The sequence below is a fragment of the Conexibacter arvalis genome (assembly GCF_014199525.1).
Lineage (GTDB): Bacteria > Actinomycetota > Thermoleophilia > Solirubrobacterales > Solirubrobacteraceae > Conexibacter > Conexibacter arvalis.
In genome coordinates this window covers 213,106-238,507 of record NZ_JACHNU010000005.1, presented here as the reverse complement: position 1 = coordinate 238,507, position 25,402 = coordinate 213,106, and the positions used below count along the sequence as shown (strand labels likewise).

Annotated in this window: 21 protein-coding genes, 1 tRNA gene and 1 pseudogene; 10 read left to right on the top strand and 13 right to left on the bottom strand. The window is 73.7% G+C overall.

Annotated elements, in window-relative coordinates; all coding sequences use genetic code 11:
* Positions 1–8 precede the first annotated feature (8 nt).
* Positions 9–773: a hypothetical protein gene (locus tag BDZ31_RS17650; protein ID WP_183343674.1), complete on the bottom strand. Its 765-nt coding sequence runs from the start codon at positions 771–773 to the stop codon at positions 9–11.
* Positions 774–1,206: 433 nt separating this feature from the next.
* On the opposite strand from BDZ31_RS17650, the gene glmS reads away from it, so the two are divergent.
* On the top strand, positions 1,207–3,078 hold the full coding sequence (gene glmS / locus BDZ31_RS17645) for a glutamine--fructose-6-phosphate transaminase (isomerizing) (RefSeq protein ID WP_183343673.1): 1,872 nt from the start codon (positions 1,207–1,209) through the stop codon (positions 3,076–3,078).
* 29 nt (positions 3,079–3,107) lie between these two features.
* Here glmS and hrcA read toward each other — a convergent pair whose 3' ends face one another.
* The 6 genes from hrcA to lepA all read right to left on the bottom strand — a co-directional run bounded on the left by hrcA (position 3,108) and on the right by lepA (position 8,746).
* A complete protein-coding gene (gene hrcA, locus BDZ31_RS17640) occupies positions 3,108–4,133 on the bottom strand; it encodes a heat-inducible transcriptional repressor HrcA (RefSeq protein WP_183343672.1) in 1,026 nt (341 codons plus the stop codon).
* 96 nt (positions 4,134–4,229) lie between these two features.
* Positions 4,230–4,631, bottom strand: coding sequence for a MaoC/PaaZ C-terminal domain-containing protein (locus BDZ31_RS17635; RefSeq protein WP_183343671.1), 402 nt, complete (start codon positions 4,629–4,631; stop codon positions 4,230–4,232).
* 2 nt (positions 4,632–4,633) lie between these two features.
* A complete protein-coding gene (locus BDZ31_RS17630; RefSeq protein WP_183343670.1) occupies positions 4,634–5,077 on the bottom strand; it encodes an FAS1-like dehydratase domain-containing protein in 444 nt (147 codons plus the stop codon).
* A gap of 52 nt (positions 5,078–5,129) precedes the next feature.
* A complete protein-coding gene (locus tag BDZ31_RS17625) occupies positions 5,130–5,936 on the bottom strand; it encodes an SDR family NAD(P)-dependent oxidoreductase (protein ID WP_183343669.1) in 807 nt (268 codons plus the stop codon).
* A gap of 70 nt (positions 5,937–6,006) precedes the next feature.
* On the bottom strand, positions 6,007–6,933 hold the full coding sequence (locus tag BDZ31_RS17620; protein ID WP_183343668.1) for a polysaccharide deacetylase family protein: 927 nt from the start codon (positions 6,931–6,933) through the stop codon (positions 6,007–6,009).
* Between the two features lie 4 nt (positions 6,934–6,937).
* Entirely contained in the window at positions 6,938–8,746 is a 1,809-nt protein-coding gene (gene lepA, locus BDZ31_RS17615) for a translation elongation factor 4 (protein ID WP_183343667.1), read from the bottom strand.
* Between the two features lie 176 nt (positions 8,747–8,922).
* Here lepA and BDZ31_RS17610 point away from each other — a divergent pair, with 176 nt between their 5' ends.
* Positions 8,923–9,135, top strand: a complete 213-nt coding sequence (locus tag BDZ31_RS17610) for a hypothetical protein (RefSeq protein WP_183343666.1) — start codon at positions 8,923–8,925, stop codon at positions 9,133–9,135.
* A gap of 188 nt (positions 9,136–9,323) precedes the next feature.
* Here the strand turns inward: BDZ31_RS17610 and murJ are convergent, their stop codons facing one another.
* A complete protein-coding gene (gene murJ, locus BDZ31_RS17605; RefSeq protein ID WP_183343665.1) occupies positions 9,324–11,084 on the bottom strand; it encodes a murein biosynthesis integral membrane protein MurJ in 1,761 nt (586 codons plus the stop codon).
* 51 nt (positions 11,085–11,135) lie between these two features.
* Here murJ and rpsT point away from each other — a divergent pair, with 51 nt between their 5' ends.
* Positions 11,136–11,414 (top strand): 30S ribosomal protein S20, encoded by a 279-nt coding sequence (gene rpsT / locus BDZ31_RS17600; RefSeq protein ID WP_183343664.1) that lies wholly within the window; start codon positions 11,136–11,138, stop codon positions 11,412–11,414.
* Between the two features lie 151 nt (positions 11,415–11,565).
* Here rpsT and holA read toward each other — a convergent pair whose 3' ends face one another.
* The gene (holA, locus tag BDZ31_RS17595; RefSeq protein WP_183343663.1) at positions 11,566–12,543 is read right to left on the bottom strand and encodes a DNA polymerase III subunit delta; all 978 of its coding nucleotides are present in this window, start codon (positions 12,541–12,543) and stop codon (positions 11,566–11,568) included.
* 365 nt (positions 12,544–12,908) lie between these two features.
* Here holA and BDZ31_RS17590 point away from each other — a divergent pair, with 365 nt between their 5' ends.
* Entirely contained in the window at positions 12,909–13,349 is a 441-nt protein-coding gene (locus BDZ31_RS17590) for a PH domain-containing protein (protein ID WP_343075617.1), read from the top strand.
* 152 nt (positions 13,350–13,501) lie between these two features.
* Positions 13,502–15,451: pseudogene (locus tag BDZ31_RS17585) on the top strand (PH domain-containing protein); the annotation flags it as partial.
* Between the two features lie 14 nt (positions 15,452–15,465).
* On the opposite strand, the gene BDZ31_RS26255 reads toward BDZ31_RS17585, so the two are convergent.
* From BDZ31_RS26255 to leuS, 4 genes are all read right to left on the bottom strand, one after another.
* Positions 15,466–17,262, bottom strand: coding sequence for a ComEC/Rec2 family competence protein (locus BDZ31_RS26255; RefSeq protein WP_246345396.1), 1,797 nt, complete (start codon positions 17,260–17,262; stop codon positions 15,466–15,468).
* Positions 17,259–18,014: a helix-hairpin-helix domain-containing protein gene (locus tag BDZ31_RS17580; protein ID WP_183343660.1), complete on the bottom strand. Its 756-nt coding sequence runs from the start codon at positions 18,012–18,014 to the stop codon at positions 17,259–17,261. The genes BDZ31_RS26255 and BDZ31_RS17580 overlap by 4 nt, the downstream gene beginning before the upstream one ends.
* Positions 18,015–18,317: 303 nt before the next feature.
* Complete coding sequence (locus BDZ31_RS17575; protein ID WP_183343659.1) at positions 18,318–18,941, bottom strand: SLOG cluster 4 domain-containing protein; 624 nt, start codon at positions 18,939–18,941, stop codon at positions 18,318–18,320.
* A gap of 3 nt (positions 18,942–18,944) precedes the next feature.
* Positions 18,945–21,407, bottom strand: coding sequence for a leucine--tRNA ligase (gene leuS / locus BDZ31_RS17570; RefSeq protein ID WP_183343658.1), 2,463 nt, complete (start codon positions 21,405–21,407; stop codon positions 18,945–18,947).
* A gap of 108 nt (positions 21,408–21,515) precedes the next feature.
* Here leuS and BDZ31_RS17565 point away from each other — a divergent pair, with 108 nt between their 5' ends.
* From BDZ31_RS17565 to BDZ31_RS17545, 5 genes are all read left to right on the top strand, one after another.
* Complete coding sequence (locus tag BDZ31_RS17565; protein ID WP_183343657.1) at positions 21,516–22,244, top strand: hypothetical protein; 729 nt, start codon at positions 21,516–21,518, stop codon at positions 22,242–22,244.
* A gap of 70 nt (positions 22,245–22,314) precedes the next feature.
* Positions 22,315–22,387, top strand: a tRNA-Ala gene (locus BDZ31_RS17560).
* 152 nt (positions 22,388–22,539) lie between these two features.
* A complete protein-coding gene (locus BDZ31_RS17555) occupies positions 22,540–22,770 on the top strand; it encodes a ribbon-helix-helix protein, CopG family (protein WP_183343656.1) in 231 nt (76 codons plus the stop codon).
* 259 nt (positions 22,771–23,029) lie between these two features.
* Complete coding sequence (locus BDZ31_RS17550) at positions 23,030–23,878, top strand: hypothetical protein (RefSeq protein WP_183343655.1); 849 nt, start codon at positions 23,030–23,032, stop codon at positions 23,876–23,878.
* Between the two features lies 1 nt (position 23,879).
* Positions 23,880–25,163, top strand: coding sequence for a hypothetical protein (locus BDZ31_RS17545; RefSeq protein ID WP_183343654.1), 1,284 nt, complete (start codon positions 23,880–23,882; stop codon positions 25,161–25,163).
* Positions 25,164–25,402 lie beyond the last annotated feature (239 nt).

Genomic DNA, 25,402 nt, shown 5'->3' with positions numbered 1-25,402 from the left:
GAGCCCGCTCACGGGAACGCGCAGAACGCCCCGGCCGGCTGGGAGCCGACGAACGAGTGGGTGTACTTCCAGACGTAGGTCGGCCGCCCGCCGTACCAGTAGATCACCTCGAACAGGCCGATCGCCGACACGCTCCCGCTCGGCGGGGCGGTGATCGGGCCCCACGTCCACGGGTTCAGCGCGCCGGTCGGCTGGAGCCACTGGGCGACGCCGGCCGGGGTGGCGGTCAGCTGCAGCCAGCGGCTCGCGCCGCCGTTCAGCCCCAGCCAGCGCCAGCCGCCAGCGGAGGTGTAGGTCGCGATCCACGGCCGGACGGAGATCGACGTCGCCGGCGAGACGGTGAAGTTCGGCCCGACGAGGTAGGTCTGGCGCGGTCCCGGCGAGGCGCACTGGAGGCCGCCGTCGCTCCAGAAGCCCGGCGAGGTCGAGCGCCCGGCGGCGCCGAGCGCGACCGAGACGCGCGCGGCGGCGCCCCGCTCCTGCAGCGTCACGCGGCCGACCGCGGGGCTCAGCCGCGCGAGCCGCGGCACGACGGCGCGCGCCAGCCGCAGCTGCGCGGCGGCGCGTCCGCCGCGGCAGCGGTATCTCGCCCGCGCGAGCGGCGCCGATCCGAGCGCGGTCACGTCGAGCCGCGCCTGACCGCTCGCCCGGCAGGCGATCCGCAGCGTCAGCCGCCCGCCGGCGCTCACCCGGCCGGAGCCGTCGGCGAGCGCCGGCCGCCCGGACGCCGGCGCGATCGAGCCGGGCGGACCGGCCGGCGGCGTCGGCGCCATCGGTCCCGACGCCGGCGGCAGCGGGAAGCCGGCGCCGGCGCCGGGCGGCGGCCCGGGAAGCGGCGGCTCCTCGGCGACGGCCGCGGGCGCGAGGGCCCCTGCCGCGCTTCCGCAGGCAAGCGCCACCGCGGCGGCCGCGCGGAGGCGAGCGCGACGGCGACGCCCCCGATCGACCGCGCACGTTCCCCTACGCCGAATCACGAGGAGGCCATCTTGCGAGATCGCCGCCGCGTCGCCAATGGGCCGGTCGGCCCGCTTTCCGTTCATCCGCTGAACGCCGCCCGGGGAGCGCGGGGCGAGCGGCGGCCGGCTCATCTGCGACTCATACCGATCACCGGTGCGGTGGGCGCTACCGTGCGGCTGCGGGGCCGCTCCGAGGCCCCGCCGGAGCCGTCGCGACGCGGCTCCGCGTCGTTCGGCACGGAGGTTCCCCATGTGCGGCATCGTCGGCTACGTCGGCCCCCGTCCGGTCCAGCAGCTGCTGCTGGCGGCGCTCGCGCGACTGGAGTACCGCGGCTACGACAGCGCGGGCATCTCGATCCTGTCGGAGGCCGGCGTCGAGTCGGTGCGCGCGGTCGGGAACCTCAGCGCGCTGCGCGACGCGGTCGCGCAGCGCGCGCCGGCGGCGGTCGCCGACGGCGGCGCGCCGGTGGCGGTCGCCGACGCGGCGTGCGGCATCGGCCACACCCGCTGGGCGACGCACGGGCGCGTGAGCGAGCGCAACGCCCATCCCCACGTCGACACCTCCGGGCGGATCCACGTCGTCGTGAACGGGATCGTCGAGAACTACGTCTCGCTGACGCGCGCGCTCTGCGACGACGGCGCCCGCTTCTCCTCCGAGACCGACGCCGAGGTGATCGCGCATGCGATCGCGCGCCGCTACGACGGCGATCTGCCGGCGGCGGTGCGCGCCGCCTACGGCGAGCTGGTCGGCCACTTCGCCTTCGTCGCGATGGCGGCCGACGAGCCGGGCGTGCTCGTCGGGGCGCGGCGGGAGTGCCCGCTGGTCGTCGGCCGCGGCGACGGCGAGCAGTTCGTCGCCTCGGCGATGCCGGCCTTCCTGGAGCGCACCCGCCGCGTGCAGTTCGTCGAGGACGGGGAGCTGGTCGTGCTGCGGCCCGGCGGGGTCGAGTTCATGTCGCCGGCCGGCGAGCCGATCGAGCGCGAGGTCGTCGAGATCGACTGGGACGCCGAGACGGCCGAGAAGGCCGGCTGCGAGAGCTTCATGCTGAAGGAGATCCACGAGCAGGCCGACGCCGTCGCCGAGACGATCGCCGACCGGGTGGCGGATCGCGACCGGATCGACCTCGGTGACCTCGGCGCGATCGACGACGCCTTCCTGCGCGCGGCGCGCCGGGTGGTCGTCGTCGCCTGCGGCACCTCGTACCACGCCGGCCTGATCGGCCGCTACGCGATCGAGCGCTGGGCGCGGGTCCCGGTGGAGATGGACATCGCCTCGGAGTACCGCTACCGCGACCCGGTGGTCGGGCCCGGCGATCTCGTGATCGGGATCTCGCAGTCGGGCGAGACCGCCGACACGCTCGCCGCGATGCGCCTGGCGAGAGCGCGCGGCGCGAAGGTCCTCGCGATCGTCAACGTGATGGGCTCGCAGGCGACGCGCGACGCCGACGGCGTGCTGTTCACCCGCGCCGGCCTGGAGATCGGCGTCGCGGCGACGAAGACCTTCGTCGCGCAGGTCGCCGCGATGTACCTGCTCGCGCTGCGGCTCGCAGAGCTGCGCGGCACGCTCGAGCCCGCGCGCCTGAGCGAGCTGATCGGCGAGCTGAAGCTGATCCCCCACCGGATCGCCGCGCTGCTGGAACGGGGCGACGCCGAGATCCGCGCGATCGCGGCGCGCCATCGCGACGCCCGCTTCTTCCTCTACCTCGGACGCCACGTCGGCCTGCCGGTCGCCCTGGAGGGCGCGCTGAAGCTGAAGGAGATCTCCTACTCGGCGACCGACGCCTACGCCGCCGGCGAGATGAAGCACGGCCCGATCGCGCTGCTCGACGAGGCGACGCCCGTCGTCTGCGTCGCGACCGACGCGCCGGTGCTCTACAAGCTGATCTCCAACGTCCAGGAGGTCCGCGCCCGCGGCGCGCACGTGATCGCCGTCGCGACCGAGGGGAACGGCGAGATCGGCGCGCACGCCGACGACGTGATCCGCGTCCCGGCGACCGACTGGATGCTCGCGCCGCTGCTCGCGATCGTCCCGCTGCAGCTGCTCGCCTACCACGTCGCACGGCTGCGCGGGCTCGACGTCGACCAGCCGCGCAACCTCGCGAAGACCGTGACGGTCGAATGAGCGGGGCGCGGGCCAGCGCCGCGGACCGGTCAGTCCTCGTAGACGTCCTCGACGAAGCGCGACAGCTGGTGGGCGGCGGCCCGCACCGAGCGGATCGCGTGGCCGTAGTCCATCCGCAGCGGCCCGAGCACCGAGACGGTGCCGAGGCTGCGGCGCGGCAGCCCGTAGCTGGCGGCGACGAGCGCCAGCGAGCGCAGCGCCGGCGCCTCGTTCTCGCGGCCGATGCGGACGTAGACGTCGCGCTCGACCAGCGCGGCGCTCAGGACGCCGAGCAGCGTCACGCGCCGCTCCAGCATCTGCATCACCTCGTTCAGCTGGGCGACGTCGCCGAACTGGTAGTCGCTGACCAGCCGCGCGGCGCCGTCGACGTAGAGCGTGTGCTCGACGTCGCCGGCCAGCTCGGTGAAGACCGGCGAGATCGCGTCGACGAAGCCGCGCTCGCGCGGCGACAGGCTCGGATCGGCGAGCCGCCGCTGGAGCGTGCTGGCGCCGAGCCCCATCCCGGCCAGCTGCTCGTTGAGGAAGCTGGCGCCCCAGTCGGCGAGGCCCGGGTCGACCGGCTCCTCGAAGGTGAAGACGCGCTTGGTGACCCCGCCGGTCGACGTGATGACGACGACCATCAGCACCTGCGGCTGGAGCAGCAGCACCTCGACGTGGCGGACCGTCGCCGTCTCCAGCGGCGGCGCGGAGACGATCGCGAGCAGGTTGGTCACCTGCGACAGCGTCTCGGTCGTGACGCGGACCGCCTCGTCGATCTCGTGGCGCACGAGCGACAGCGACAGCTGCGGCTTCTCCAGCTCCGCGCCGGTGCGCTCGCGCCCGCTCAGCAGGCGGTCGACGTAGTAGCGGTAGCCGGACTCGGTCGGGACGCGGCCGGCGGAGGTGTGCGGGTGGGCGAGCAGCCCGTGCTCCTCGAGCATCGCCAGCTCGTTGCGGATCGTCGACGGCCCCCACTCGACGTCGGCGGCGAGCGCCTTGGAGCCCACGGGCTGGCCGGCCTCGAGATAGCCCTCGACGACCTTTCCAAGGATCAGCTCCTGCCGCGGGGTGAGCATCCTCTCATTCTAGGCCGGCCGACCGGCGGCGCCGCGCCGGCCCGCCGGCGCGCGCGGGCGCGTGCGGACGACGCCCGCGCCGCGGCGGCTCAGGCCCTACCGCTCCGGGACGGAGACCTCGGCGACGGCGTTGCGGACGATCCGCGTGTCGCCCTGGCGCGCCTCGCCGGCGATCCGCGCGACGCCGTCCTCGACCGCCTTGACCTTCGCGGTCACGACGACCTCCTGCTCCAGCACGCCCATGCCGCGGAACTGCACCGACAGCGATCTGAGCGCGGCCGGGTCGCCGGCCGCGTCGGTGGCGGCGCGGGCGACCTGCGCCATCGACCAGAGGCCGTGGAGGATGCGGCCCGGCAGCCCGACCGATCTGGCGAACTCCTCGTCGATGTGGATTGGGTTGAAGTCGCCGGACGCGCCGGCGTAGCGGACCGTCAGGTACCGGTCGGGGGTCGTCTTCAGCTCGGGCAGCTCGGCGCCCGGCTCGAACGCGAAGGCCATCGTCACGCCTCTCCTCGCACGATCATCTTCCAGATGCCGGTCGCGACCGGCTTCCCCGCGGCGTCGACCGTCTCGACCTCGAAGTCGAAGAAGCCCATCCCGCCCTTCTCGCTGATCGCCGCGACGGTCGTCGCGGTCGTCAGCTCCTCGCCGGCGACGACGAGCCGCTCCCAGCGGAACTCCTGGGCGCTGTGGACGAGCATCGCGAAGTCGATCCCGACCTCGGGGTCGAACAGCGCCGGCATCACCGACGGCGACTGGTAGACGACCGCGAACATCGGCGGCGCGACGACGTCGGCGTGGCCGGCGGCGCGCGCCGCCGCGACGTCGAGGTGCAGCGGGTTGGTCTCGCCGACCGCGAGCGCGTACTCCTTCACCTTCTCGCGCCCGACCGCGTAGACGACCGGGTCGTACCGCTTCCCGACCGCGTCGGTGTTGTGAGGCACCGGGCTCCTTCCTGCTCGACTGCTCGATCGCTCGGTTGCGCTCCGCACTGTGTCAGATGAAGTACGGGACGGCTCCGCCGTCGACCGACCAGGCGGCGCCGACGACGTTGGCGGCCCGCTCGGAGCAGAGGTAGGCGATCGCGTCGGCGATCTCGCCCGGCGTCGAGTAGCGGCCGAGCGGCACTCTCGCGGAGGCGGCCTCCAGCACCTGCTCGCGGTCGACGCCGCGCACGGCCGCCGCCTGGTCGGCGAGGCCGCCCTCCCCCATCCACAGCTCGCTCGCCGTCGGTCCCGGCGCGACCGCGTTGACGAGCACGCCGCGGGGCGCCCACGCCTCCGCGTAGGCGCGCGACAGCGCCAGCTGGGCGGTCTTCGTGACGGCATAGGCGACGTTCGTCGCCGACGGACGCTTGCCCGAGGAGGAGGTGACGTTGACGATCCGGCCCCAGCCGCCGTCGGCCATCCGCGGCGCGGCGGCCCGCATCAGCCGCTCCGGGCCGCGCACGTTCAGCTGCCACTGCTGCTCCCAGTCGGCCTCCTCCAGCCGCTCCAGCGGCACGACGCTGGAGGTGCCGGCGTTGTTGACGAGCACGTCGATCCCGCCGAGCCGCTCGACGCAGGCGGCGACGATCGCCTCGCCGGCCTCCGCGGCCGTCACGTCGGCGGCGAACGTCTCGGCCCGCGCGCCCGGCGCGGCGGCCTCCGCGACCGCGGCGGCCGCCTCCCTCAGCGCCTCGGTGCCGCGCCCGACCAGCAGCACGTCGGCGCCCTCCCCGGCCAGCGTCTCGGCGACCGCGCGGCCGATCCCGCGGCTGGCGCCGGTCACGACGCAGCGCCGTCCCTTCAACCCGAGCTCCATCGCCCGATTGTCGCGCGGCCGGGCGCGGCGCGCCCCGCCGCCCGCCCGCTCGCCGGGCCCGGTCGACCGTTCAGCCGGCCGGCCGGTACGGCGATCCGCCGATCAGCTCCTGCAGCGTCGCGGTTCTGAGCCGCTTGCGTCTGAGGATCCGCACGATCTCCGGCAGCGCCTCGGCCGTCGGCGGGTAGTTGGCGTGCAGCAGGATGATCGCCCCCGGTCTCGCCCAGTGCTCGATCGCGTTCAGGATGTACGCCCTCGAGCGCAGGTTCGAGTCGGCGACCGTGCCGCTCCACATCACGACCTTCGTGTAGCCGCGCTCCCCGGCGGCGGCCAGCGTGCCGGCGTCGTAGGCGCCGTACGGCGGACGCAGGTACGGTCGGCCGGTCAGCCCGAAGGTCTGCTGGATCCACCGCTCGTTGCGGTCGAGGTCGGCGCCGAAGGCGGCCGCGCCGACCGCCGGCGAGTCGACGTGGCTGAAGGTGTGGCTGCCGACGATCACCTGCCCGGCGGCGACCAGCCTGCGGATCGCTCTCGCGTGCGGCGCCCACGAGGAGCCGTAGGTGCCGTTCGGGAACAGCGTCGCGTGCGCGCCGGTCCGCTCCAGCTGGCGGATCAGCGTCGTGACGCAGTCGGCGCAGAAGCCGTCGTCGAAGGTGAGCGCGACCTTCCGGCCGGCCGCCGGGCCGCGCTGGACGACCTCGGCCGTCCCGGCCCTCAGCGGCGGGATCGCGTCGATCGCGACCTTCGGGACTGCCCGCTCGCGCGCCCTTCCGGCCGCCCGTCCGCCGTCGGCCGCCGGCGCGTCGCGCGCGACCGTCGCCTCGGCCTCGGCGACCGCGTCGCCGGTCGGGTCCGAGCCCGACGCGAACAGCGCGAGGCCCGCGATCAGCGCGACGACGCCGAGCAGCGCGCCGCCGGCGAGGTGGCGACGGCGCCGCCGCGCGCGCTTGGCCCGCGCCCGCCGGGCGCGGCGCTGCTCGTCGCTCAGCCGCGCCACCGCGCTATCTGCTGTCGCCCAGGTCGAGCACCGCGAGGAACGCCTCCTGCGGCACCTCGACGCGGCCGACCTGCTTCATCCGCGCCTTGCCTCTCTTCTGCTTCTCCAGCAGCTTGCGCTTGCGCGAGATGTCGCCGCCGTAGCACTTCGCGACGACGTCCTTGCGGTAGGCCTTGACCGTCTCGCGCGCGACGACGCGCGAGCCGATCGCCGCCTGGATCGGCACGTCGAACTGCTGGCGCGGGATCTTCTCCTTCAGCTTCTCGGCGAGCACCCGGCCGACGTCATGGGCCTTGGCGCGATGGACGACCATCGAGAGCGCGTCGACCGGGTCGCCGGAGAGCAGGATGTCGAGCTTGACGAGGTCGCTCGCTCTGAGGCCGATCAGCTCGTAGTCGAGCGATGCGTAGCCGCGCGTGCGCGACTTCAGCTGGTCGAAGAAGTCGAGCACGATCTCGGCCAGCGGCAGCTCGTACTCCAGCTGCACGCGGTCGGAGGAGAGGTACTGCATGCCGGAGTGCGAGCCGCGCTTGTCCTGGCACAGCTCCATGATCGTGCCGACGTACTCCTTCGGCGTCAGGATGCTCGCCTTGATGTACGGCTCGCGGATCTCTCTGATCTTCGTCGGGTCCGGCATGTCGGAGGGGTTGTGGACCGGGACGAGCTCGCCGTTCTGCAGCTCGACCTCGACCTCGACCGACGGCATCGTCGTCATCAGCTCGAGGTCGTACTCGCGCTCCAGCCGCTCGCGCACGATGTCCATGTGCAGCAGGCCGAGGAAGCCGCAGCGGAAGCCGAAGCCGAGCGCCTCCGAGGTCTCCGGCTCCCACGACAGCGCCGCGTCGTTCAACGTCAGCTTCTCGAGCGCGTCGCGCAGGTCCGGGTAGTCGTCGGAGTCGATCGGGAAGAGGCCGCTGAAGACCATCGGCTTGACGTCCTGGTAGCCCGGGAGCGCCTCGGTCGCGGCGTCTCTCTTCGTCGTCAGCGTGTCGCCGACGCGCAGCAGCGTGACGTCCTTGATGCCTGTGATCAGGTAGCCGACCTCGCCGGGACCGAGCTCGGTCGCGGGCGTCATGCGCGGATTGAAGAAGCCGATGTCGTCGATGTCGGCCTCGGTGCCGGCCGCCATCGCGCGGATCGCCTCGCCCTTCCTGAAGGTGCCGTCGACGACGCGGATGTAGGCGATCACGCCGCGGTACTGGTCGAACTCGGAGTCGAAGATCAGCGCCCGCGGCGGCGCGTCGGGGTCGCCGTCGGGCGGCGGGACGTTCTCGACGACGCGGTTGAGCACCTCGTTCACGCCCATGCCGGTCTTGGCGCTGATCCGCAGCACGTCGTCGGGATCCTCGCCGAGCAGGTCGGAGACCTCGGCGGCGACGCGCTCGGGCTCGGCGCCCGGCAGGTCGATCTTGTTGAGGACGGGGACCAGCTCCAGGCCGCCGTCGATCGCGAGGTAGGTGTTCGCCAGCGTCTGCGCCTCGACGCCCTGGGAGGCGTCGACGACCAGCAGCGCCCCCTCGCAGGCGGCGAGCGAGCGCGACACCTCGTAGGAGAAGTCGACGTGGCCGGGCGTGTCGATCAGGTGCAGCTGGTAGGTCTCGCCGTCCTCGGCCTCGAACATCACGCGCACGGCCTGGGCCTTGATCGTGATGCCGCGCTCCCGCTCGAGATCCATCGAGTCGAGCAGCTGCGCCTTCATCTCGCGCTGCTCGACGGTCTTGGTGACCTCGAGGATGCGGTCGGCCAGGGTCGACTTCCCGTGGTCGATGTGGGCGATGATCGAGAAGTTGCGGATCTTGGACTGGTCGGCCATGGGCCGGTACAGGTTAGGCGCCCCGGCCATCGCGCGACGCGCGACCGTTCCCCGTAAGGCCCGCTCGGACACGGGTAAGGCGTCGGACCCGCGAACTGGCGGCATCCGCCCGATGTGTCCGGTTCGTCTCAGACGTAGCGTCTCAGGAGTCGAATCCCGACTCAGGAGCCACGGCGATGAACCCCGCCCTCACCACCATCCAGAACGACGTCCGGGCGGCCGAGCTGCGAGCGCGCGCCGAGCGCGACCGCCGCCTCGGAAGCCGGCGCCGCGCCAGACGCCCGACCGAGGAGATCGCGGAGGCCCGGGCCGCCGCGCGCGGAGCGATCTTCGGCTCGCTCTTCCTCGGCCACGGCTTCTTCGGCCGCGAGCACGGCACGCACGTCTAGACGCCGCCCTTCCCCGGGCCGCTCGGCCCGCCCCCTTCGGGCGCCAGCACGCCCGTCGACACGAGACGCCCGTCCGCCACCTCTTCCTCGTCATGGCGGACGGGCGCGTGTCGTTCTGAGCAGATCCCTCACGGCCGCGGCGGGCCCGGCCATGCGGGCCCGCTCGGCTGCGCGGCCGGACCCGCGGCTCAGCGGCGGCCCGGCGGCGGGCGCCGGCCGCGCCGGGGCGGCGGCGGCCGTCTGCGGCCCCGGCGCGGGGCGGCGCGGCGGGCGCCGCGCGGCGTCGGCGGCGGCACGACCCGCTTGGGCTTGCGCGGCTTGCTGGCGCGACGGGCGGCGAGGCGGCCCTGGACCATGCGGTAGATCTGCTGGCCCTCGGGAACCCGCCAGCTGAGCACGGCCGCGACGTAGAAGCAGGTCCCGGTCGCGATCGCGACGCCGACGGAGACGATCTGGGCCGGCAGCGAGCGGCCGAGCGCGTCGTCGAGGCCCCACCACACGAACCACGTCGCCGCGCCAAGGATCACCGCGGCGGCCGTGATGCGGGCGACCGCCGCGAGCGTCGCGCCGCCTTCGAGGCTGCCGTTCAGCAGCCGCCGCACGCCCCACGCCTGGCCGGCCGCCATCGCGACGTTGGAGACGACGGTGCCGATCACGAGACCGGCGATGCCGTAGGGCTTGTAGAGCGCGAGGCTGACGAGCACGTTGACGACCAGCGAGCCGAGCGCGAGCGCCGTCGGCAGCCACGGTCTCTGGAGCGAGAAGAAGGTCCGCGACAGCAGCAGGTTGACGCCCGAGAACGGGAGGCTGAGCGAGAACCACAGCAGCGCGGTGGAGACCATCTCGGTCGAGCTGTCGTCGAAGGCGCCGCGCTGGTAGACCAGCCGCGTGATCGGCTCGGCGAGCACGAGCGTGACCGCCGCGGCCGGGATCAGCAGCAGGCAGATCTGGCGGATGCCCGTCGCCATCGTGTGGCGCAGGCCGTCGAGGTCGCGCTGCGCGGCGAAGCGGCTCAGCGTCGGGAAGAGGACGGTCGCGACCGCGACGCTGAACATCCCCTGCGGCAGCATGTAGATGCGGAAGGCGGCGTCGATCGCGCGCGGCGCCTCCTCGGAGACGAGCGTGCCGAGCGCCGAGTTGACCAGCAGGTCGAAGTTGATGATCCCGAGGCTGATCGTGACCGGCAGCATCAGCTTGAAGACCTGCTTGATGCGCGGGTCGCGCCAGTCGAACGCCAGCTCGAAGCGGAAGCCGACGCGCGGCAGCATCGGCAGCGCCATCAGCAGCTGGACGGTCGTGCCGGCGAGGACGCCGATCGCGTAGGCGTACATCTCGTCGTCGCCGCTGAAGAACGGCTTCGCTATGACGAGCACGACGACGATCACGACGTTCCAGACCAGCGGCGCGATCGCCGGGATCGTGAAGTGCTCGTAGGTGTTGAGGATCCCGACGACGAGGCCGTTGACGCCGAGCAGCACGACGATCGGGAACAGCACCTGGCTCAGGCCGGCGGTCAGCGCGTTCAGCTGGGCGTCGAACGTGTCGGCCGTGAACAGCGGCATGATCACGCCCGCGCCAAGGATGAAGACGGCGCAGATCGCGCCGAGCGCGGCGATGATCACGAGGCAGAGCGTCGAGGCGAGCCGGAACGCCCCTCTTCTGTCCCCTCTCTCCAGCAGCTCGGTGAAGACCGGCACGAACGCCGCCGAGAGGGCGGCGTCGGCGAAGAGGCTGCGGACCAGGTTGGGGACCTGGAAGGCGATCGTGAAGGCCGAGAACGCCCCGCTCGTGCCGAAGAAGCTCGACGCGACGATCTCGCGCACCAGCCCCGCGATCCGCGAGAGGCCGGTGGCGATCGAGAAGATGAGGGTGTTGCGTGCGATGCGCCGGCGCTGGCCGGCGGGGGCCTCTGCCGCGGCGGGGGATTCGTCAGCTGTCTCGACGGTCACGAGCGCGCTATAGTACGACGCCGCCGCGGCCCTGACCGCGGCCGAATTCTTATGGCCAACATTCACTCTCAGAAGAAGCGCATCCTCCGCGCTGAGCGCGAGCGGGTCGAGAACCGCCGCTACACGTCGAAGATCAAGACCTACTTCCGTCGCCTCGAGGAGGGCACGGCGGCTGACGATGCGAACGCGGAGGAGAACGCCGCGACGCACCGTGAGCTGGTCAAGACGATCGACAAGGCCGTCAAGCGCGGCGCGCTCCACCGCAACAACGGCGCGCGCAAGAAGTCGCGTGCCGCCCGTCTGCTGACGGGTCGCGGCGGCGAGGCCTAGCGCTTCGCCACAGACATACGAGGTACGGCGCCGGCCCGCGAGAGCGGGTCGTTTGTCGTTGTGCGGGCGCTTCGGCGGCCCCGTCCCGTATGAGGCGCGACTTCTGGTCGCTCAGCGACCAGAACTCGCACGTCATCCGCGCGCGGCGCGCTCAGGCGGCGATGCGGGCGATCGCGTCGAGCGCGAGCGTGTCCTCGCCCAGTCTCGACCCGGCCCCGCCGCGCGAAGCCAGCTCGAGGTCGGCGACGATCGTGAGGGCCTCCCGCAGGCCGGTGACGTCGGTCCGCTGGACGTCGGCGACGAACCGCTCGGCCGCCTTCGGCGGCATCCGCAGGCTGCGACGGACCTGCGCCGCCGACTCGCCGGCCTCCAGCCGCTGCGCGACGTCGAGCGCGTCGCGCAGGCGGCGGGCGATCGTGAACAGCAGCCCCGCGAGCCGCTCCCCCTGCTCGCGCAGCTCCAGGTAGGCGCGCGTCGCGGCGGCGCCGTCGCGGGCGACGAGCGCGTCGGCGAGCGTCCAGCTCTTGCGCTCGGCGGAGCTGGCGGTCAGCTCGTCGATCTGCTCCTGGTCTATGCGGGCGCCCTCCCCCAGCTCCAGGGCGAGCTTCTCCAGCTCGCGCAGCAGCCGCTGCTGGCGCTCGCCGACGTGCTGGACGAGCGCTCTCGCGGCGGCCGGGTGGAGCTCGAGCCCGAGCGCGCGCGCCTGCGCGACCGCCCACCTCGGCAGCTCCCACGGCTTCACCGTCTGCTCGGCCGAGACGTCGCCGCCGGCCGCCTTGACCGCCGCGATCAATCTGTCGGGGACCTTGGCGCGCCCCTCCTCGCGGCCGAAGAAGGCGACCGTCGTCTCTGGCGGGAGCGCCGCCAGCGCCGGCTCGATCGCTCTCATGTCGGCTGCCTTCCAGCGCTCGACGCCGTCGACGATGATGAAGCGGCGGCCGATCGCGAAGGTCATCGCCGACAGCGCGGAGGCGACCGCCTCGGCGGTCGCGGCGTCGCCCTCGAAGACCTCGATGCCCTGCGAGCCACCGACCGACTCGGCCAGCGTCCGCAGTCTCGCGCGCCGCTCGCCGATGCGCCCGTGGTCGTCGCCGTGGATCAGGTACGCGGCTTTGAACTTCGGCGGCACGGCTGGCGAGTCTAGTCGGCGGACCGGCCGCGGCGCCCGCCCGCACCCACCGCCCGCCCCCGGCGCGCTACGGTGCCGCGATGGACGGCGTGCGGGACGACGAGGGCGGCGGTAGCCCGGGCGCGGGTGGTGCGGGCGGCAGCGCGGGCCCAGCCGGAAGCGAGGCCGGGACGGGCGGAGCGGCTCGCGGCGCGGGCGCGGCCGGAAGCGCGGGCGCGGACGCGGCCGGCGGCGCGGGCGCGGGCGCGGCCGGCGGCGCGGGCACGGCGGCTGACGACGCCTCTGGCGCGAGCGGAGCGCCTGACGCAAGCCCGGCCGCGGCGCTCGCGCTGCGGCCGCCGCGCAATCGCGTCGACCCGCGCGCGGTGCGGTGGTGGACGGCGCAGGCGCTGCTCAACGTCCTGCCGGTCGTCGGCGGCCTCGCGATCGCGGCCGCGCTGCTGGACGACGCGCGGCCGTGGCTGCTCGCGGCGCTCGCGGTCGCCATCGTCGGCGGCGGGGCGTACGTCGTGGTGATGCCGCGCTGGCGCTACCGCGTCCATCGCTGGGAGACGACCGACGAGGCGGTCTACGCGGCCGCCGGCTGGGCGTGGCAGGAGTGGCGGGTCGCGCCGCTGTCGCGCGTGCAGACGGTCGACACCGTCCGCGGGCCGCTGCAGCAGCTGTTCGGCCTGGCGACCGTGACCGTCACGACCGCGTCGGCGAAGGGCGAGATCACGATCGACGGCCTCGACCACGCGCTCGCCGTCGAGGTCGTCGACCGCCTGACCGCCACGACCCAGGCGATCCCGGGCGACGCGACGTGAGCGGCGACGCGTCCGACCGCTTCGGGGCAGGCGGCGAGCGCGCGCCGAGCGGGGGCGGGCTGAGCGGGGGCGGGCCGGGCGGGAGCGTGCAGGCCGCCGCGCACCCGTCGCCGGCGAGCGACCCGGACGGCTGGCGCCGGCTGGCGGGACGGATGGTCGCCGTCCACGGCGTCCGTCTCGCCGGCTCGCTCGTGCCGCTCGTGTTCGTGCTCGTGATCGGCGGCGGCGACCTCAACGTCCAGGTGGCGATCGCGCTCGCGGTGATCTTCGGCGGCGCCGGCGTCCGCGCGGCGCTCGACCTCGTCAGCTGGGCGACGACCCGCTATCGCGTCACCGCCGAGCGCGTCGAGGTCCGATCCGGCCTGCTGCGACGCAGCGAGCTGTCGATCCCGCGCGACCGGATCCGCACCGTCAACGTCACCGCCAAGCCGCTGCACCGCCTCTTCGGCCTCACCACCGTCGAGGTCGGCACCGGCCGGGCAGGCCAGGCGCGTCTGAGACTCGACGCCGTCCCCGCCCCCGAGGGCGCCCGCCTGCGCGCCGAGCTTCTGTCCGGCGCCATGACGACACCACCCGCGCAGGCCGCCGCGGCCCCGACGACGCGCGCCGTCGCGGAGCCAGCCGACGCCGCGGCACGCAGCGCCGGCTCAGCGGCGGGCGGCGCGACGGCGGGCGGCGCGGCGGCGGACGGCGCCTCCGCGGGCGACGCGACGGCGGGCGGCGCGGCGACGGACGGCGCCTCCGCGGGCGACGCGACGGCGGGCGCCGCGACGGCGGGCGACGCAACGGCGGACGGCATGTCCGCCGGCGGTACGTGGACGGGCGGCGCGTCCGTGGGCGGCGGGTGGGCCAACGATCTCCCGGCGGGCGGCGCGGTGGTCGGGGAGGCGCCGCTGGCGACGATCCGGTGGAGGTGGCTGCCGTATCACCTGCTGTCGCCGTGGACGCTGGCGCTGCCGGTGATCGTGCTCGGCGCGGGCATCCAGGCGCTCGACGCGTTCGGCGGCGAGGGCTTCATCCGTGACGCGGCGACCGACGGGCTCGACCGCGCCGACGACCTGCCGCTGCTGTTGACGGTCACGGTGCTGCTGCTCGTCGCGATCGTCGTCGGCGTCGTCGCGGCGACCGCCGTCTTCGTCGAGAGCTGGTGGGGCTTCCGGTTGACGCGCGAACCCGGCGGCACGCTTCACGTTCGGCGGGGCCTGCTGACGGCGCGCTCGATCACGATCGAGCAGCGGCGCCTGCGCGGCGTCGAGCTGGCGCAGCCGCTGCCGCTGCGGGCCGCGGACGGCGCGTCGCTGCTCGCGATCGTCAGCGGCCTCAAGGGCTCCGACGACGGCAAGAGCGCCCGCGTCGACGCCCTCCTCCCAGCCGCCCCGCGCACCGACGCGCAGCAGGTCGCCGCAGCCGTCCTGCGTGCCCCCGGCGCCGCCACGCCACCCGCCGACCGTCCACCCGCCCGGAACGCACCCGCGCCCTTCGCTGACTCCCCGCCCGCCCCGACCGCACCGCCGCCATTCGCCGACCGTCGACCCGACCGGAGCGGATCCACGCCGCTCCCCGACCACCCGGCCGCCCCGACCGCACCCACGCCATTCGCCGACCGTCGACCCGACCGGAGCGGATCCACGCCGCTCCCCGACCGCCCGCCCACCCGGACCGCACCCACGCCACGCGCCGAGCCGGCCGACCGGAGCGGCCCCACCCCATCCGCGCCACCTGCCGACACGGAGGTGCCGGGGTTGTTCGCCGACCTCGCGCCGCATCCACGCGCGGCGCTCCGGCGGCGGCTGGTGCGGGCGGCAGGGGCGACGGTCGGGCTCGCCGCGGCGCTGGCCGCGGCCGGGCCGCTGCTGCTCGACCTGCTGCCGGGTTGGGCGCCGCTCGTCGGCGTTCCGGCGGCCGTGCCGGCGCTGCTGCTCGGGCGCGACGCGTACCGCTCGCTGGGGCATCGCGTCGCGGGAGATCATCTCGTCACCCGCCACGGGACGTTCGTGCGACGGACGTACGCGCTGGAGCGGGACGGCGTGATCGGGTGGACGGTGTCGCGCTCCCCCTTCCAACGTCGTGCGGGCCTGGCGACCCTGACGGCGACGACGGCGGCCGGAAGCGGCGGCTATCGGGTCGTCGACGTCGGCTCTGAGGAGGCCGTCGCGTTTGCCGAGGAGGCCGTTCCGGGCCTGCTCGCGCCGTTCCTCGTCCAGCGCCCCGACGACGCGAGCCGCCACGGCGCGGCGCCGGAACGCAGCAGCGCGACGAGCAGCGCCGCGGCGAGATAGAGGCTGATCAGCCCGCGGATTCCGGGCACGACGACCTCGACGCTCGCGTACGGCAGGCCGGCGGCGACATGCGCGACCGCGCCGACGAACGCGAGCAGGTAGGCGTTGACGGCGTTGAGCGGCAGCGCGATGGCCGGGGCGGCCTGGCCGACCGCCGCCGCGAGCATCCCGAGCCACATCACCGGCGCGATCGCCGGCGCGGCGACGACGTTCGCCGGCAGCGAGACGGCCGAGAACTGCTCGAAGTGGAACGCGAGCAGCGGCGCGGTCCCGAGCGTCGCCGCGAACGCGATCGCAGTGGCGTCGGCGAGCGCCGCGGGCGCGCCGCGGCGCCGCAGCAGCGCGCTCGCCGCCGGCGTCGCCAGCGCGATCGCGGCGACGGCGACGAAGCTCAGCTGCCAGCCGGGATCGCTCGAGGCGCGCGGGTTGAGCAGCAGGGTGGCCGCAGCCGCGAGCAGCAGCGCGTACCAGCGCGACGACGGCCGACCCGCGAGCGCCGCGACGGTCGTCGCGGCGCCCATCACGCCGGCGCGCTGGATCGACGGCCCGCCGCCGGCGAGCGGCACGTACAGCGCGATCAGCAGCAGGGCGACGGCGAGCCGCGCGCGCAGCCCGAGGCCGGCGAAGGTCAGCAGCGGGAGCGCGAGCGCGAGCAGCAGCGCCACGTTCTGCCCGGATGCGGCGAGGATGTGCGCGAGCCCCGAGTCGCGGAACTCGTCGCGGGTGCGGTCGTCGAGCGCCTCGTCCTGCCCGAGCACCATCCCGCGCAGCAGCGCCGCCTGCGCCGCCGGCAGCCCTTCCGCGAGCGCCCGCTCGGCCCGGCCGCGGATCTCGTCGACCAGCCGCCAGATGCCGCCGCGGCGCCCGCCGGTCGCGACCGCGGCGTCGAGCGTCACCGCCGCGTGGGCGCCCTTGCGCGCGTAGTGGCGCTCGAACGGGCCGAGCGCTCGCAGCCGTCCCCGCAGCCGCACGACCGCGCCGGTCGCCGCCTCCGGCCACGGCGTCGAGCTGCGCACCCGCACCATCACCCGCTCCCCCGCCGCGCCGGGAACCACGGCCGCCGCCGCCTGCCCGCGCGCCGCCAGCCCGGAGCCGCCGGCCGCGCCGGCCTCGACCGCCAGCGCGCTCCCGTCCGCTCGCGGCCAGGAGCCGCCGGCCGCGCCGACCTCGCCCGCCAGCGCGCTCCCTCCCGCTCGCGGCCAAAAGCCGCCGGCCTCCCCCGCCCCGACGCTCCCTCCCGCCGCCCCCGAGCCGCCGGCCGCGCCGGGCTCAACCGCCAGCGCGCGCAGCGTCACGAGCACGGTCGCGCCGTGCTGGAGCGGGCGGGGCTGCTCGAGCATCTCGGCCTCGGCGACGACGGTCGCGCCGAACAGCGGCGGCAGCACGGTGCGGTCGAGTGCAGCGAGGCGCGCCTGACCGCCGATCGCGCCGACGACGACCGCGGCCGCCGCGAGCGCGGCGACTCCGGCCCGTCCGGCGAACACCGCCGCCGCGACGGCGAGCAGGATGACCGGTCCCGGCTCGAGCCCGATCGCGAGCAGGCCGGCGACGAAGGCCGCGAGCACGACGTGACGTGGATGCGCGCGGAGCGTCTCGAGCGCCCGCGCCGCGGCGAGGGCGATCCTCGCCGTCATCTGCCGAGCTGGGTGCGGATCGCGGCGAGCTTCGCCTCGCCGATCCCCGAGACCTCGTCGAGCTCCTCTATCGAGCGGAAGCCGCCGTGGAGCTCTCGGTAGGCGATGATCTTCGCCGCCGTCGCCGGTCCGACGCCGTCGAGCTGCTCCAGCTCCTGGGCGCTGGCGGTGTTGATGTCGATCTGCAGCGGCCCTGCCGGGTCGCCGGCGCCGCTTCCGCTCGCTCCGCCCGGCGCGCCGCCACCGGAAGACGGCACGCCGCCGACCCCGAGCGCGCCGCCCTGTCCGCGTCGCGGCACGACGACCTCGCCGCCGTCGCTCAGCCGCGCCGCGAGGTTGACGCCGAGCCGGTCCGCGCGGCCGGTCATGCCGCCGGCCCGTCGGACGGCGTCGATCGCGCGCGCCCCGGCAGCGAGCCGGTAGACGCCGGGCCTCCTGACCGCCCCCTTCACGTCGACGACGAGCGCGCCCTCGCCCGCGAGCGCCGCCGCATCGCCGCCCGCCGCCGCACCGCCGTCCACGGCCCCACCGCCCGCGAGCGGATCGGCCCCGCCCGCCGCCACTCCGCCCCCGGCGGGCGCCCCGCCCGCCCCCGACGCGCCGTCCGGCGAGCCCGCCCCCATGTCGAGCGCCGGCGGCGCGGCGCCGCCAGTCCCGTCGCCGCTCTCGCGCAGGAAGCGGGAGCCGATCACCAGGACGGCGATCGCGAAGGCGGCGTAGAGCGCGAGTTGGGGCTTGGTCGGCTGCGGCACGGTTCGCCCCACGCTACGGCCGCGCGCCGTGCCGGCGCCACGCGTCTTCGCGCAGCGACGCACGCGCCGCTGCGGAGAATGAGCCGCGATTCGCAAGGACCGCACACCACGCTCGCCCCGCCCTCCGCCGATCTCAGCTGCGCCGCGCGAGGACCAAGGGTCGGTCGCTCGCCCCGCCCTCCGCCGAGCGCAGCTGCGCCGCGCGAGGACCAAGGGTCGGTCGCTCGCCCCGCCCTCCGCCGAGCGCAGCTGCGCCGCGCGAGGACCGACGGTCGGTCGCGTCGACCGCGCCCGCAGCCCGCCTCAGCGCCGCGCGGCGTCGAGCGCGATCGCGACGGCGTCGGCGGGATCGGTCGCGGCGACGACGGTGGTGTCGGCGACGCCGTCGCGCGCCAGCTCCCACGTGCCGAGGCCGACGACCCGTCTGCCGGCCTTCAGCGCGAGCGCGATCTCCGACAGCGTGCCGAAGGCGCCGCCGATCGCGATCACCGCGTCGGAGGCGCGCACGACCAGTCCGTTGCGCAGCTCTCCGAGCCCGGTCGGGATCGCGACGTCGACGAACGGGTTGGCGTCGCGGCGGTCGAGCCCCGGCAGGATGCCGATCGTGACCGGCTCGGCTGGCGCGCCGGTGGAGCGGGCGCCGATGTCGGGTGCCGCCTCGCCGCCGCGGCCGCCCGCCCCAGTGCGGCCGCCCGCCCCAGCGCGACCGCCCGCCTCAGCACGACCGCCCGCCCCCACCGCCGACCTCGCGCCGCGACAGACCTCCTCCATCACCCCGCCGAGGCCGCCGCAGACGACGACGGCACCCGCGCGGCCGAGCAGCGCGCCGACCTTGAAGGCCTGCGCGCGCTCCTCCTCCGACGGGTCGCCGGGGCCGATCACGGCGACGTGCGCGCGCTCAGCGACGCGCGCAGCCCCCGATTCCATGGGCTACCGAACGACGAGGTTGACGAGCTTGCCCGGCACGACGATCACCTTCACGACCTCCTTGCCGTCGACGTGCGCGACGACGTTCGGGGCGGTGCGGGCGAGCTGCTCGAGCTGGTCCTTCGTCGCGTCGGTCGGCGCGGTGAGGCGGTCGCGGACCTTGCCGTTGACCTGCGCGACGAGCTCGAAGGTGTCGGTCGTCAGCATCGCCGGGTCGGCTCTCGGCCACGGCTGCTCCCAGACGCGCCCGCCGGTCACCAGCTCGTAGACCTCGCTGGCGGTGTGGGGAGCGAACGGGAAGATCAGCGAGGCCGCCGTCGCGACCGCGAACCGCTGCACCTCCGGCGATGCCTGCTCGCGGTGGCGGTAGCACTCGTTGACGAGCTCCATCACCGCCGAGATCGCGGTGTTGAAGGCGAAGCGGCCGGAGACGTCGGCCGTGACCTTGTCGATCGCCCAGTGGGCCTTGCGCGCCAGCGCGCCGTCGGCGTCGCTCAAGGCGGCGCCGGTCGCCGGCGAGTCGGCCGGCCCGACGCCGACCTCGACGCCGAGACGCCACAGGCGCGCGAGGAAGCGGTGGACGCCCTCGACGCCTTCGTCAGACCAGTCCGCGTCCTGGTCGGGCGGGCCGATGAAGAGGATGTAGCAGCGGGCTGTGTCGGCGCCGTATCTGTCGACGTAGGTCGCCGGGCTGATGACGTTGCCCTTCGACTTGGACATCTTGGCGCCGTCGCGCGTGATCATGCCCTGGGTGAAGAGCGCCTGGAACGGCTCCTGGAAGTCGAGCAGCTCCATGTCGGCGAACGCCTTCGTGAAGAAGCGCGCGTACAGCAGGTGGAGGATCGCGTGCTCGACGCCGCCGATGTACTGGTCGACCGGCATCCAGCGGTTGAGGACGTCGCGATCCCACGCCGCCGCGTCGTTGTTGGCATCGCAGTAGCGCAGGAAGTACCAGGAGGAGTCGACGAACGTGTCCATCGTGTCCGTCTCGCGCCGGGCGGGGCCGCCGCATCTCGGGCAGGTCGTCGCGACCCACTCCTCGGCGGCCGCCAGCGGCGAGCGTCCTCTCGGCTTGTAGTCGCTGACGTCGGGCAGCTCGACCGGCAGCTGGTCGGTCGGCACCGGCTCCATCCCGCAGGCGTCGCAGTAGACGACGGGGATCGGACAGCCCCAGTAGCGCTGGCGCGAGACGAGCCAGTCGCGCAGGCGGTAGTTGATCGATCTGTGGCCCTTGCCCTCGCGGTCGAGCCAGGCGACGATCGCGCTCAGCGCCTCGCGGTTGGGCAGCCCGTCGAAGTCGGGGTGGGAGTCGACGATCGTGCCGTCGCCGCTGTAGGGCAGCTCGTCCTCGCCCTCCGGGCCGGCGATCACGCGCTTGATCGGCAGGCCGTGGACGGTCGCGAACTCGTGGTCGCGCTCGTCGTGGCCCGGGACGGCCATGATCGCGCCGGTGCCGTACTCCATCAGGACGTAGTCGGCGACCCACATCGGGATCGACTCGCCGTTGACGGGGTTGACGACCGAGCGGCCGAGCGGGACGCCGGTCTTCGCCTTGTCGGCGGCACCGCGCTCCTCGGCCGACTCCGTCTGCGCGTGCCTGACGTAGTCGCGCACCGCCTGCTCGTGCTCGGTGCCGGCGGCCAGCCTGAGCACGTCGGGGTGCTCGGGCGACATGACGAAGAAGGTCGCGCCGAAGAGCGTGTCGGGGCGGGTCGTGAAGACCGGGTAGTCGATGCCGAGGTCGGGGTTGTGGAAGGCGACCTGCGCGCCCTCCGAGCGCCCGATCCAGTTGCGCTGCATCGTCTTGACGTGCTCGGGCCACTGGATCTCGTCGAGATCCTCCAGCAGCCGGTCGGCGTAGTCGGTGATGCGGAAGTACCACTGCTCGAGCTGGCGCTGCTCGACCTCGAAGCCGCAGCGCTCGCAGCGGCCGTCGACGACCTGCTCGTTGGCGAGGACGGTCTGGTCGTTCGGGCACCAGTTGACGGCGCCCTCTCTCTTGTACGCGAGGCCGCGCTCCTGCAGCTGCAGGAACAGCCACTGGGTCCAGCGGTAGTAGCGGGGCTCGTGGGTGCCGAACTCGCGCGACCAGTCGATCGAGATGCCCCACTCTCTGAACTGGCGCTGGAAGGAGGCGATCGACTTCGCGGTCGCCTCGCGCGGGTGCTCGCCGGTCTTGATCGCGTTGTTCTCGGCGGGCAGGCCGAAGGCGTCGTAGCCCATCGGGTGCAGCACGCGCCGGCCGATGCGGCGGCTGAAGTGCGCGACGGCGTCGCCGAGGGCGTAGTTCTTGAGGTGGCCCATGTGGGGCTCGCCGCTGGGGTACGGCAGCATCTCGAGCACGTAGTGCTTCGGGCGGCCGTCGTCCTCGTTGGAGGCCTCCCAGGTGCGCTCCTCTTCCCACACCCGCTGCCACTTCGGCTCGATCGCCTTCGGCTCGTATCTCAGCTCGCGCAGTTCGGTCATTCGGCGTCGAAGGGTATCGTGCGCCGCTGGGCCGGCCGGGGCGTGGTCGCGCGCGCACGCGGACGCGCCTGAAAGAGCCGGCGGCGCCGGCCCTTTACCATGCCCACGATGGCCGACGAGTCCTCCCCCACTCCCGGCGCGCCGACGGAGGCGCAGCAGCCGGCGTCCGTCTCCGCCAACCGCGTCGCGATGATCATCTCCGCCGCCGAGGAGACCGCGGCGAGACTGCGCGCCGAGGCCGAGGAACGGATGCGCGAGCGGATCGCCGAGGCCGACCGCGCCGCCGGCTTCCGCGTCGCCGCGGCCGAGGAGGAGGCCGGCGACATCGTCGCCGAGGCGAGAAAGCTCGCCGAGCGCCTCGTCGCCGAGGCCAGAGGCGAGGCCGCGCGCGTGAAGACGACCGCGACCGCCGAGGCCGCGGAGGTCCGAGCGGCAGCCGAGCACGACGCGCGCGAGATCCGCAAGGAGGCCGAGGCGTGGGCGGCCGACAAGCGCGCCGACGGCGAGCGCCGCGCGCGCGAGCTGGCGAGCGAGGCCCGCGTCGTCGCCGGCGACGTGCGCGCCGAGGGCGTCGAGCTGACCGAGAACCTGCGCGAGCTGGGCGGCTCGCTGAGAGCGAACGCCGAGCGCCTGCTGCGCGACGTCCTGAAGGTCCACCACCAGCTGTCGTCGCGGATCTCCGAGGTCGACCCCGACCCCGAGCCGGCGCGCCGCCGCTCACGCGAGGCCGATCGCTCACGCGACCGCGGCTGGGAGCGCGACCGCGCCCCGCGCAACGGCACCCGCCGCCGCTCCGACGACGACCTCGACGTCCCGGAGTTCATCCCCCAGCGCTGACGGGCCGCTCCCCCGCCCGCGACGCCACCAGACATCGTCGGCGCGAGCACGGTACACTTCATCTCCTCCTGGGGCTATAGCTCAGCTGGGAGAGCGTCGCGCTGGCAGCGCGAAGGTCGTCGGTTCGAGCCCGACTAGCTCCATCGGAACGGAACCCCCGCAGACGCGGGGGTTTCGTCGTTTTGGTGGGAGGCGAACTTGGGGTGCCGGCGGGCATTGGGTACCAGGATTGGGTACCAAACGGCGCTCAGCCGTGATGTCGCGCGGGCGGGCGTGCCGAGTCAGACTCCTCCCCATGGAGACGACGATCTCGGTTCCGGAAGAGACGCTGCATCGGGTCGATGACGCGGCGAGACGGCTTGGCGTCTCTCGCGGCGAGTTCTTCGCGCACGCGGCCGAGCGGTGGATGAAGGCACTCGACGACGACACGACGGCCACGATCAACGGCGTGATCACCGGTCTGCCCGCCGATCACGCCTTCACCGACGCCGCAGCGTCTGCCCTGATCCAAGACGACCGCGACTGACGAGGCGCGGCGAAGGTACCGCTCATCGACGGACCACGACATCAGCTGCGAGCGCGATCCGTAGTTACGCAGCCCGATCCAAGCCCGCGAGCCACTCTGCGGCACGAGAACGCGCTGGGGTCTCGCCTTGTAGCCAGGCCACTATCTGGTTTACACGTCCGCCGACATCCGCACGGCCTAGCCGTTCGCGCGCCTGCCCGCCGCGGCCCGACCGGCGCCTTCAGGCACCGCGACACCCTTTACTTGGCGAATGCAGCACATGGCGTTCATCCAGCCAAGCCCTGCGAGCATCCGCGAACTGCTCGGCGACTTGGACGCCGCCGGCGTCGGCGTCGGCGTCGATGGCGTCTCCATCCTCGATGATTTCAGCGCTGCGGCGGAGCCGCTGCTGGAACTGCTCCGCAGCGTCAGTGGACCTTCGCTCACGAGCGATTCGCTGACGCTGGCGATCTGTCACATGCTCGCGCGCGCGACCACCGACCTGCTCGCGGGTGTGCACCTGATCTCGCACCTCTACCTTCCGCAGGCGTACACAGTGCTGCGTCCCGTGTACGAAGCGATTGATCTGGTGGAGCTCTTCGCGAAGGATCCACAACAGGCCGACCTTTGGGTCAGCACCGACAAGACGTTCCGGGAGTTCACCCCGAGCGCGGTGCGCAAGAAGCTCGGCGTTGCCCGCTCCACCGCGGTTCACGATCACTTCACCGAACACGGAACGCATCCGCGTCTTCCTGGCGCGAGGCTGAGTGGCGCCGTGACAGAGGGCCCCTACCAGACCGACTCGAACCTCTACTTGGCCGTCGGTCCATTCGCGCCATCGTCCGGGGCGATCGTGGCCGCATACGTCAACGCGCTTGTCGCCCTCGGCTCGCTCAGCGCTCGGGCTCGACATCTTGATGTCGCGACCGCGAGCGTGGACGTTCCAGCATGGCTCGCCAAGCACATCGACGTGATCCGCCGAATCACGCACGCGCTGCGAACGCTCGAGACACAGCTGCTCGCAGGCGGCACGGTCTTGTCAACGCAATACGCCGACTACCTCGCGTCCCTGGAGCAGATGCGCGCGAGCATTGCGCCGCCGGCCGCCAGCACGGCTCAGGAGACGTGACATGGCTGACGACCGATCGATCTTCGCGGTCACCTTCGTGATCGAGCTGCCGTTTGACCTCGGGCTTCGAGAGCAGAGCGGCGGATTGCTCTACGAAGAACGCGCGGCGCACTGGGAGGGCTGGGACAGCGACGAAATCCGCACGGTGCTTCAGCTGCCGGAGGACCTCGATCTTCCTGACGATCTCGGACCGGGCACCCGCTGGATGTTGCGTCGTGGCTGGGTCAGATCCCACGTACCGCTGATGGCGGCGGACGAGGCGTTCAGCGACTGGGTCGAGCCACTCGTCACTCCAGAGGAGCATCGTGCTCGTCAGCGCACGGTGAAGAGATGGCGGAAGAGAGGCATCCAGAAGCCGATCACCATTGCGGCGTTGACGCGATTCGTCGGCGTCGACGGAGTCCCGCGCCATCCCGAGGACGAGAACGCGCGAGCGCTCTACGAGTTGGTGCGAGCGGACTTCAACCGGATCCTCGCAATCCTTGGTCTCACGACCGGTATCTGGTGGATCGCGCCGGTCGCCGATCGCGAGCTCGCGGGGATGGTGCCCGTGATCGTCGAGCTCGCCGGGCCGCATGATCCGCCTTCCGCGGGCGACACGGTGCAGCGTCAGGGCACGACCTTTCCGATTTTCGTGCACGACCTCCTGCCCAACCTCCCTGACCAGGAGTTCGTCTCCGAAAGGCAGTTCGAGGACGCCGCGCGGCTGCTCGAGGCCTACAACCGCGGGAGGCTCGCATTCCTCCCGGTGTTCGAGCTTCTACACGAGGCGGGTGGCGACCTGCGTGCCGGCAAGCCGGCCCAGGCCATCGTGCTGAGCAGCGCGGCGGTCGAGCTGGCCGTGACGACTCTCTTGCGCGTGGGCGGCCCGATGAAGGGCTGGTCGGCAGAACGCATTGGCAGAGCGATCAATGCGGGCTTCAGAAACCGCGTTGAGCACCACGTCGCCGACCTGCTCAGCATCGAGATCGACCTCCGGCAGGGCAGGTCCAGCTGGACGAGCTGGTGGAGAACTGGCTACTACTTGCGAAACAGATTCGTGCATGAAGCGCTGGCACCGACGCGCGAAGCCGCACTCGGTGCGTGGCGTGACGTCGCGGCGCTGCTCAACGGCCTGCGCGAGACGCTCGCGACCGATGAGGCGTTGCGCCCGCTCGCCGAACAGATGCCCTTCGAGCTGCAGGAGCCACCTTCGGCGCCGAAAGCCGTCCCAGCGCCGCGGCCCGTCGATCATGCCTTCACCGACGCCGCAGCGTCTGCCGTTGTCCAGGACGACCGCGACTGACGCAGCGCGGCGAAGTTCCACCCGTCGACGAGGCACATGTCTGCCTCTGACTTCCGCGACGGAGCCGAAACGCTATCTCGCTCGTTTGCTGACGCGCCGGCTTCGCCTAGAGACCTGCAGCGGTTGAGCGAAGACGCGCGGCGAACCGTTTGGCGCGGGCGCGGGCGAGCGCCTCGGTCAGCTCCGACGACGCTGCGGCCTCCGCCCCATGCTCGCGCCGTCGCTGTGACGGAGGCGAG

Excerpts from the sequence above, each read along its gene's own strand:
- BDZ31_RS17545 (WP_183343654.1), top strand. The coding sequence starts at position 23,880 with ATGGCTGACGACCGATCGATCTTCGCGGTCACCTTCGTGATCGAGCTG.
- hrcA (WP_183343672.1), bottom strand. The coding sequence starts at position 4,133 with ATGCTCACCCCGCGGCAGGAGCTGATCCTTGGAAAGGTCGTCGAGGGC.
- leuS (WP_183343658.1), bottom strand. The coding sequence starts at position 21,407 with ATGACCGAACTGCGCGAGCTGAGATACGAGCCGAAGGCGATCGAGCCG.
- BDZ31_RS17565 (WP_183343657.1), top strand. The coding sequence starts at position 21,516 with ATGGCCGACGAGTCCTCCCCCACTCCCGGCGCGCCGACGGAGGCGCAG.
- BDZ31_RS17555 (WP_183343656.1), top strand. The coding sequence starts at position 22,540 with ATGGAGACGACGATCTCGGTTCCGGAAGAGACGCTGCATCGGGTCGAT.
- rpsT (WP_183343664.1), top strand. The coding sequence starts at position 11,136 with ATGGCCAACATTCACTCTCAGAAGAAGCGCATCCTCCGCGCTGAGCGC.
- BDZ31_RS17635 (WP_183343671.1), bottom strand. The coding sequence starts at position 4,631 with ATGGCCTTCGCGTTCGAGCCGGGCGCCGAGCTGCCCGAGCTGAAGACG.
- glmS (WP_183343673.1), top strand. The coding sequence starts at position 1,207 with ATGTGCGGCATCGTCGGCTACGTCGGCCCCCGTCCGGTCCAGCAGCTG.
- BDZ31_RS17610 (WP_183343666.1), top strand. The coding sequence starts at position 8,923 with ATGAACCCCGCCCTCACCACCATCCAGAACGACGTCCGGGCGGCCGAG.
- BDZ31_RS17650 (WP_183343674.1), bottom strand. The coding sequence starts at position 773 with ATGGCGCCGACGCCGCCGGCCGGTCCGCCCGGCTCGATCGCGCCGGCG.
- BDZ31_RS17575 (WP_183343659.1), bottom strand. The coding sequence starts at position 18,941 with ATGGAATCGGGGGCTGCGCGCGTCGCTGAGCGCGCGCACGTCGCCGTG.
- BDZ31_RS17625 (WP_183343669.1), bottom strand. The coding sequence starts at position 5,936 with ATGGAGCTCGGGTTGAAGGGACGGCGCTGCGTCGTGACCGGCGCCAGC.
- lepA (WP_183343667.1), bottom strand. The coding sequence starts at position 8,746 with ATGGCCGACCAGTCCAAGATCCGCAACTTCTCGATCATCGCCCACATC.
- BDZ31_RS17550 (WP_183343655.1), top strand. The coding sequence starts at position 23,030 with ATGGCGTTCATCCAGCCAAGCCCTGCGAGCATCCGCGAACTGCTCGGC.
- BDZ31_RS26255 (WP_246345396.1), bottom strand. The coding sequence starts at position 17,262 with ATGACGGCGAGGATCGCCCTCGCCGCGGCGCGGGCGCTCGAGACGCTC.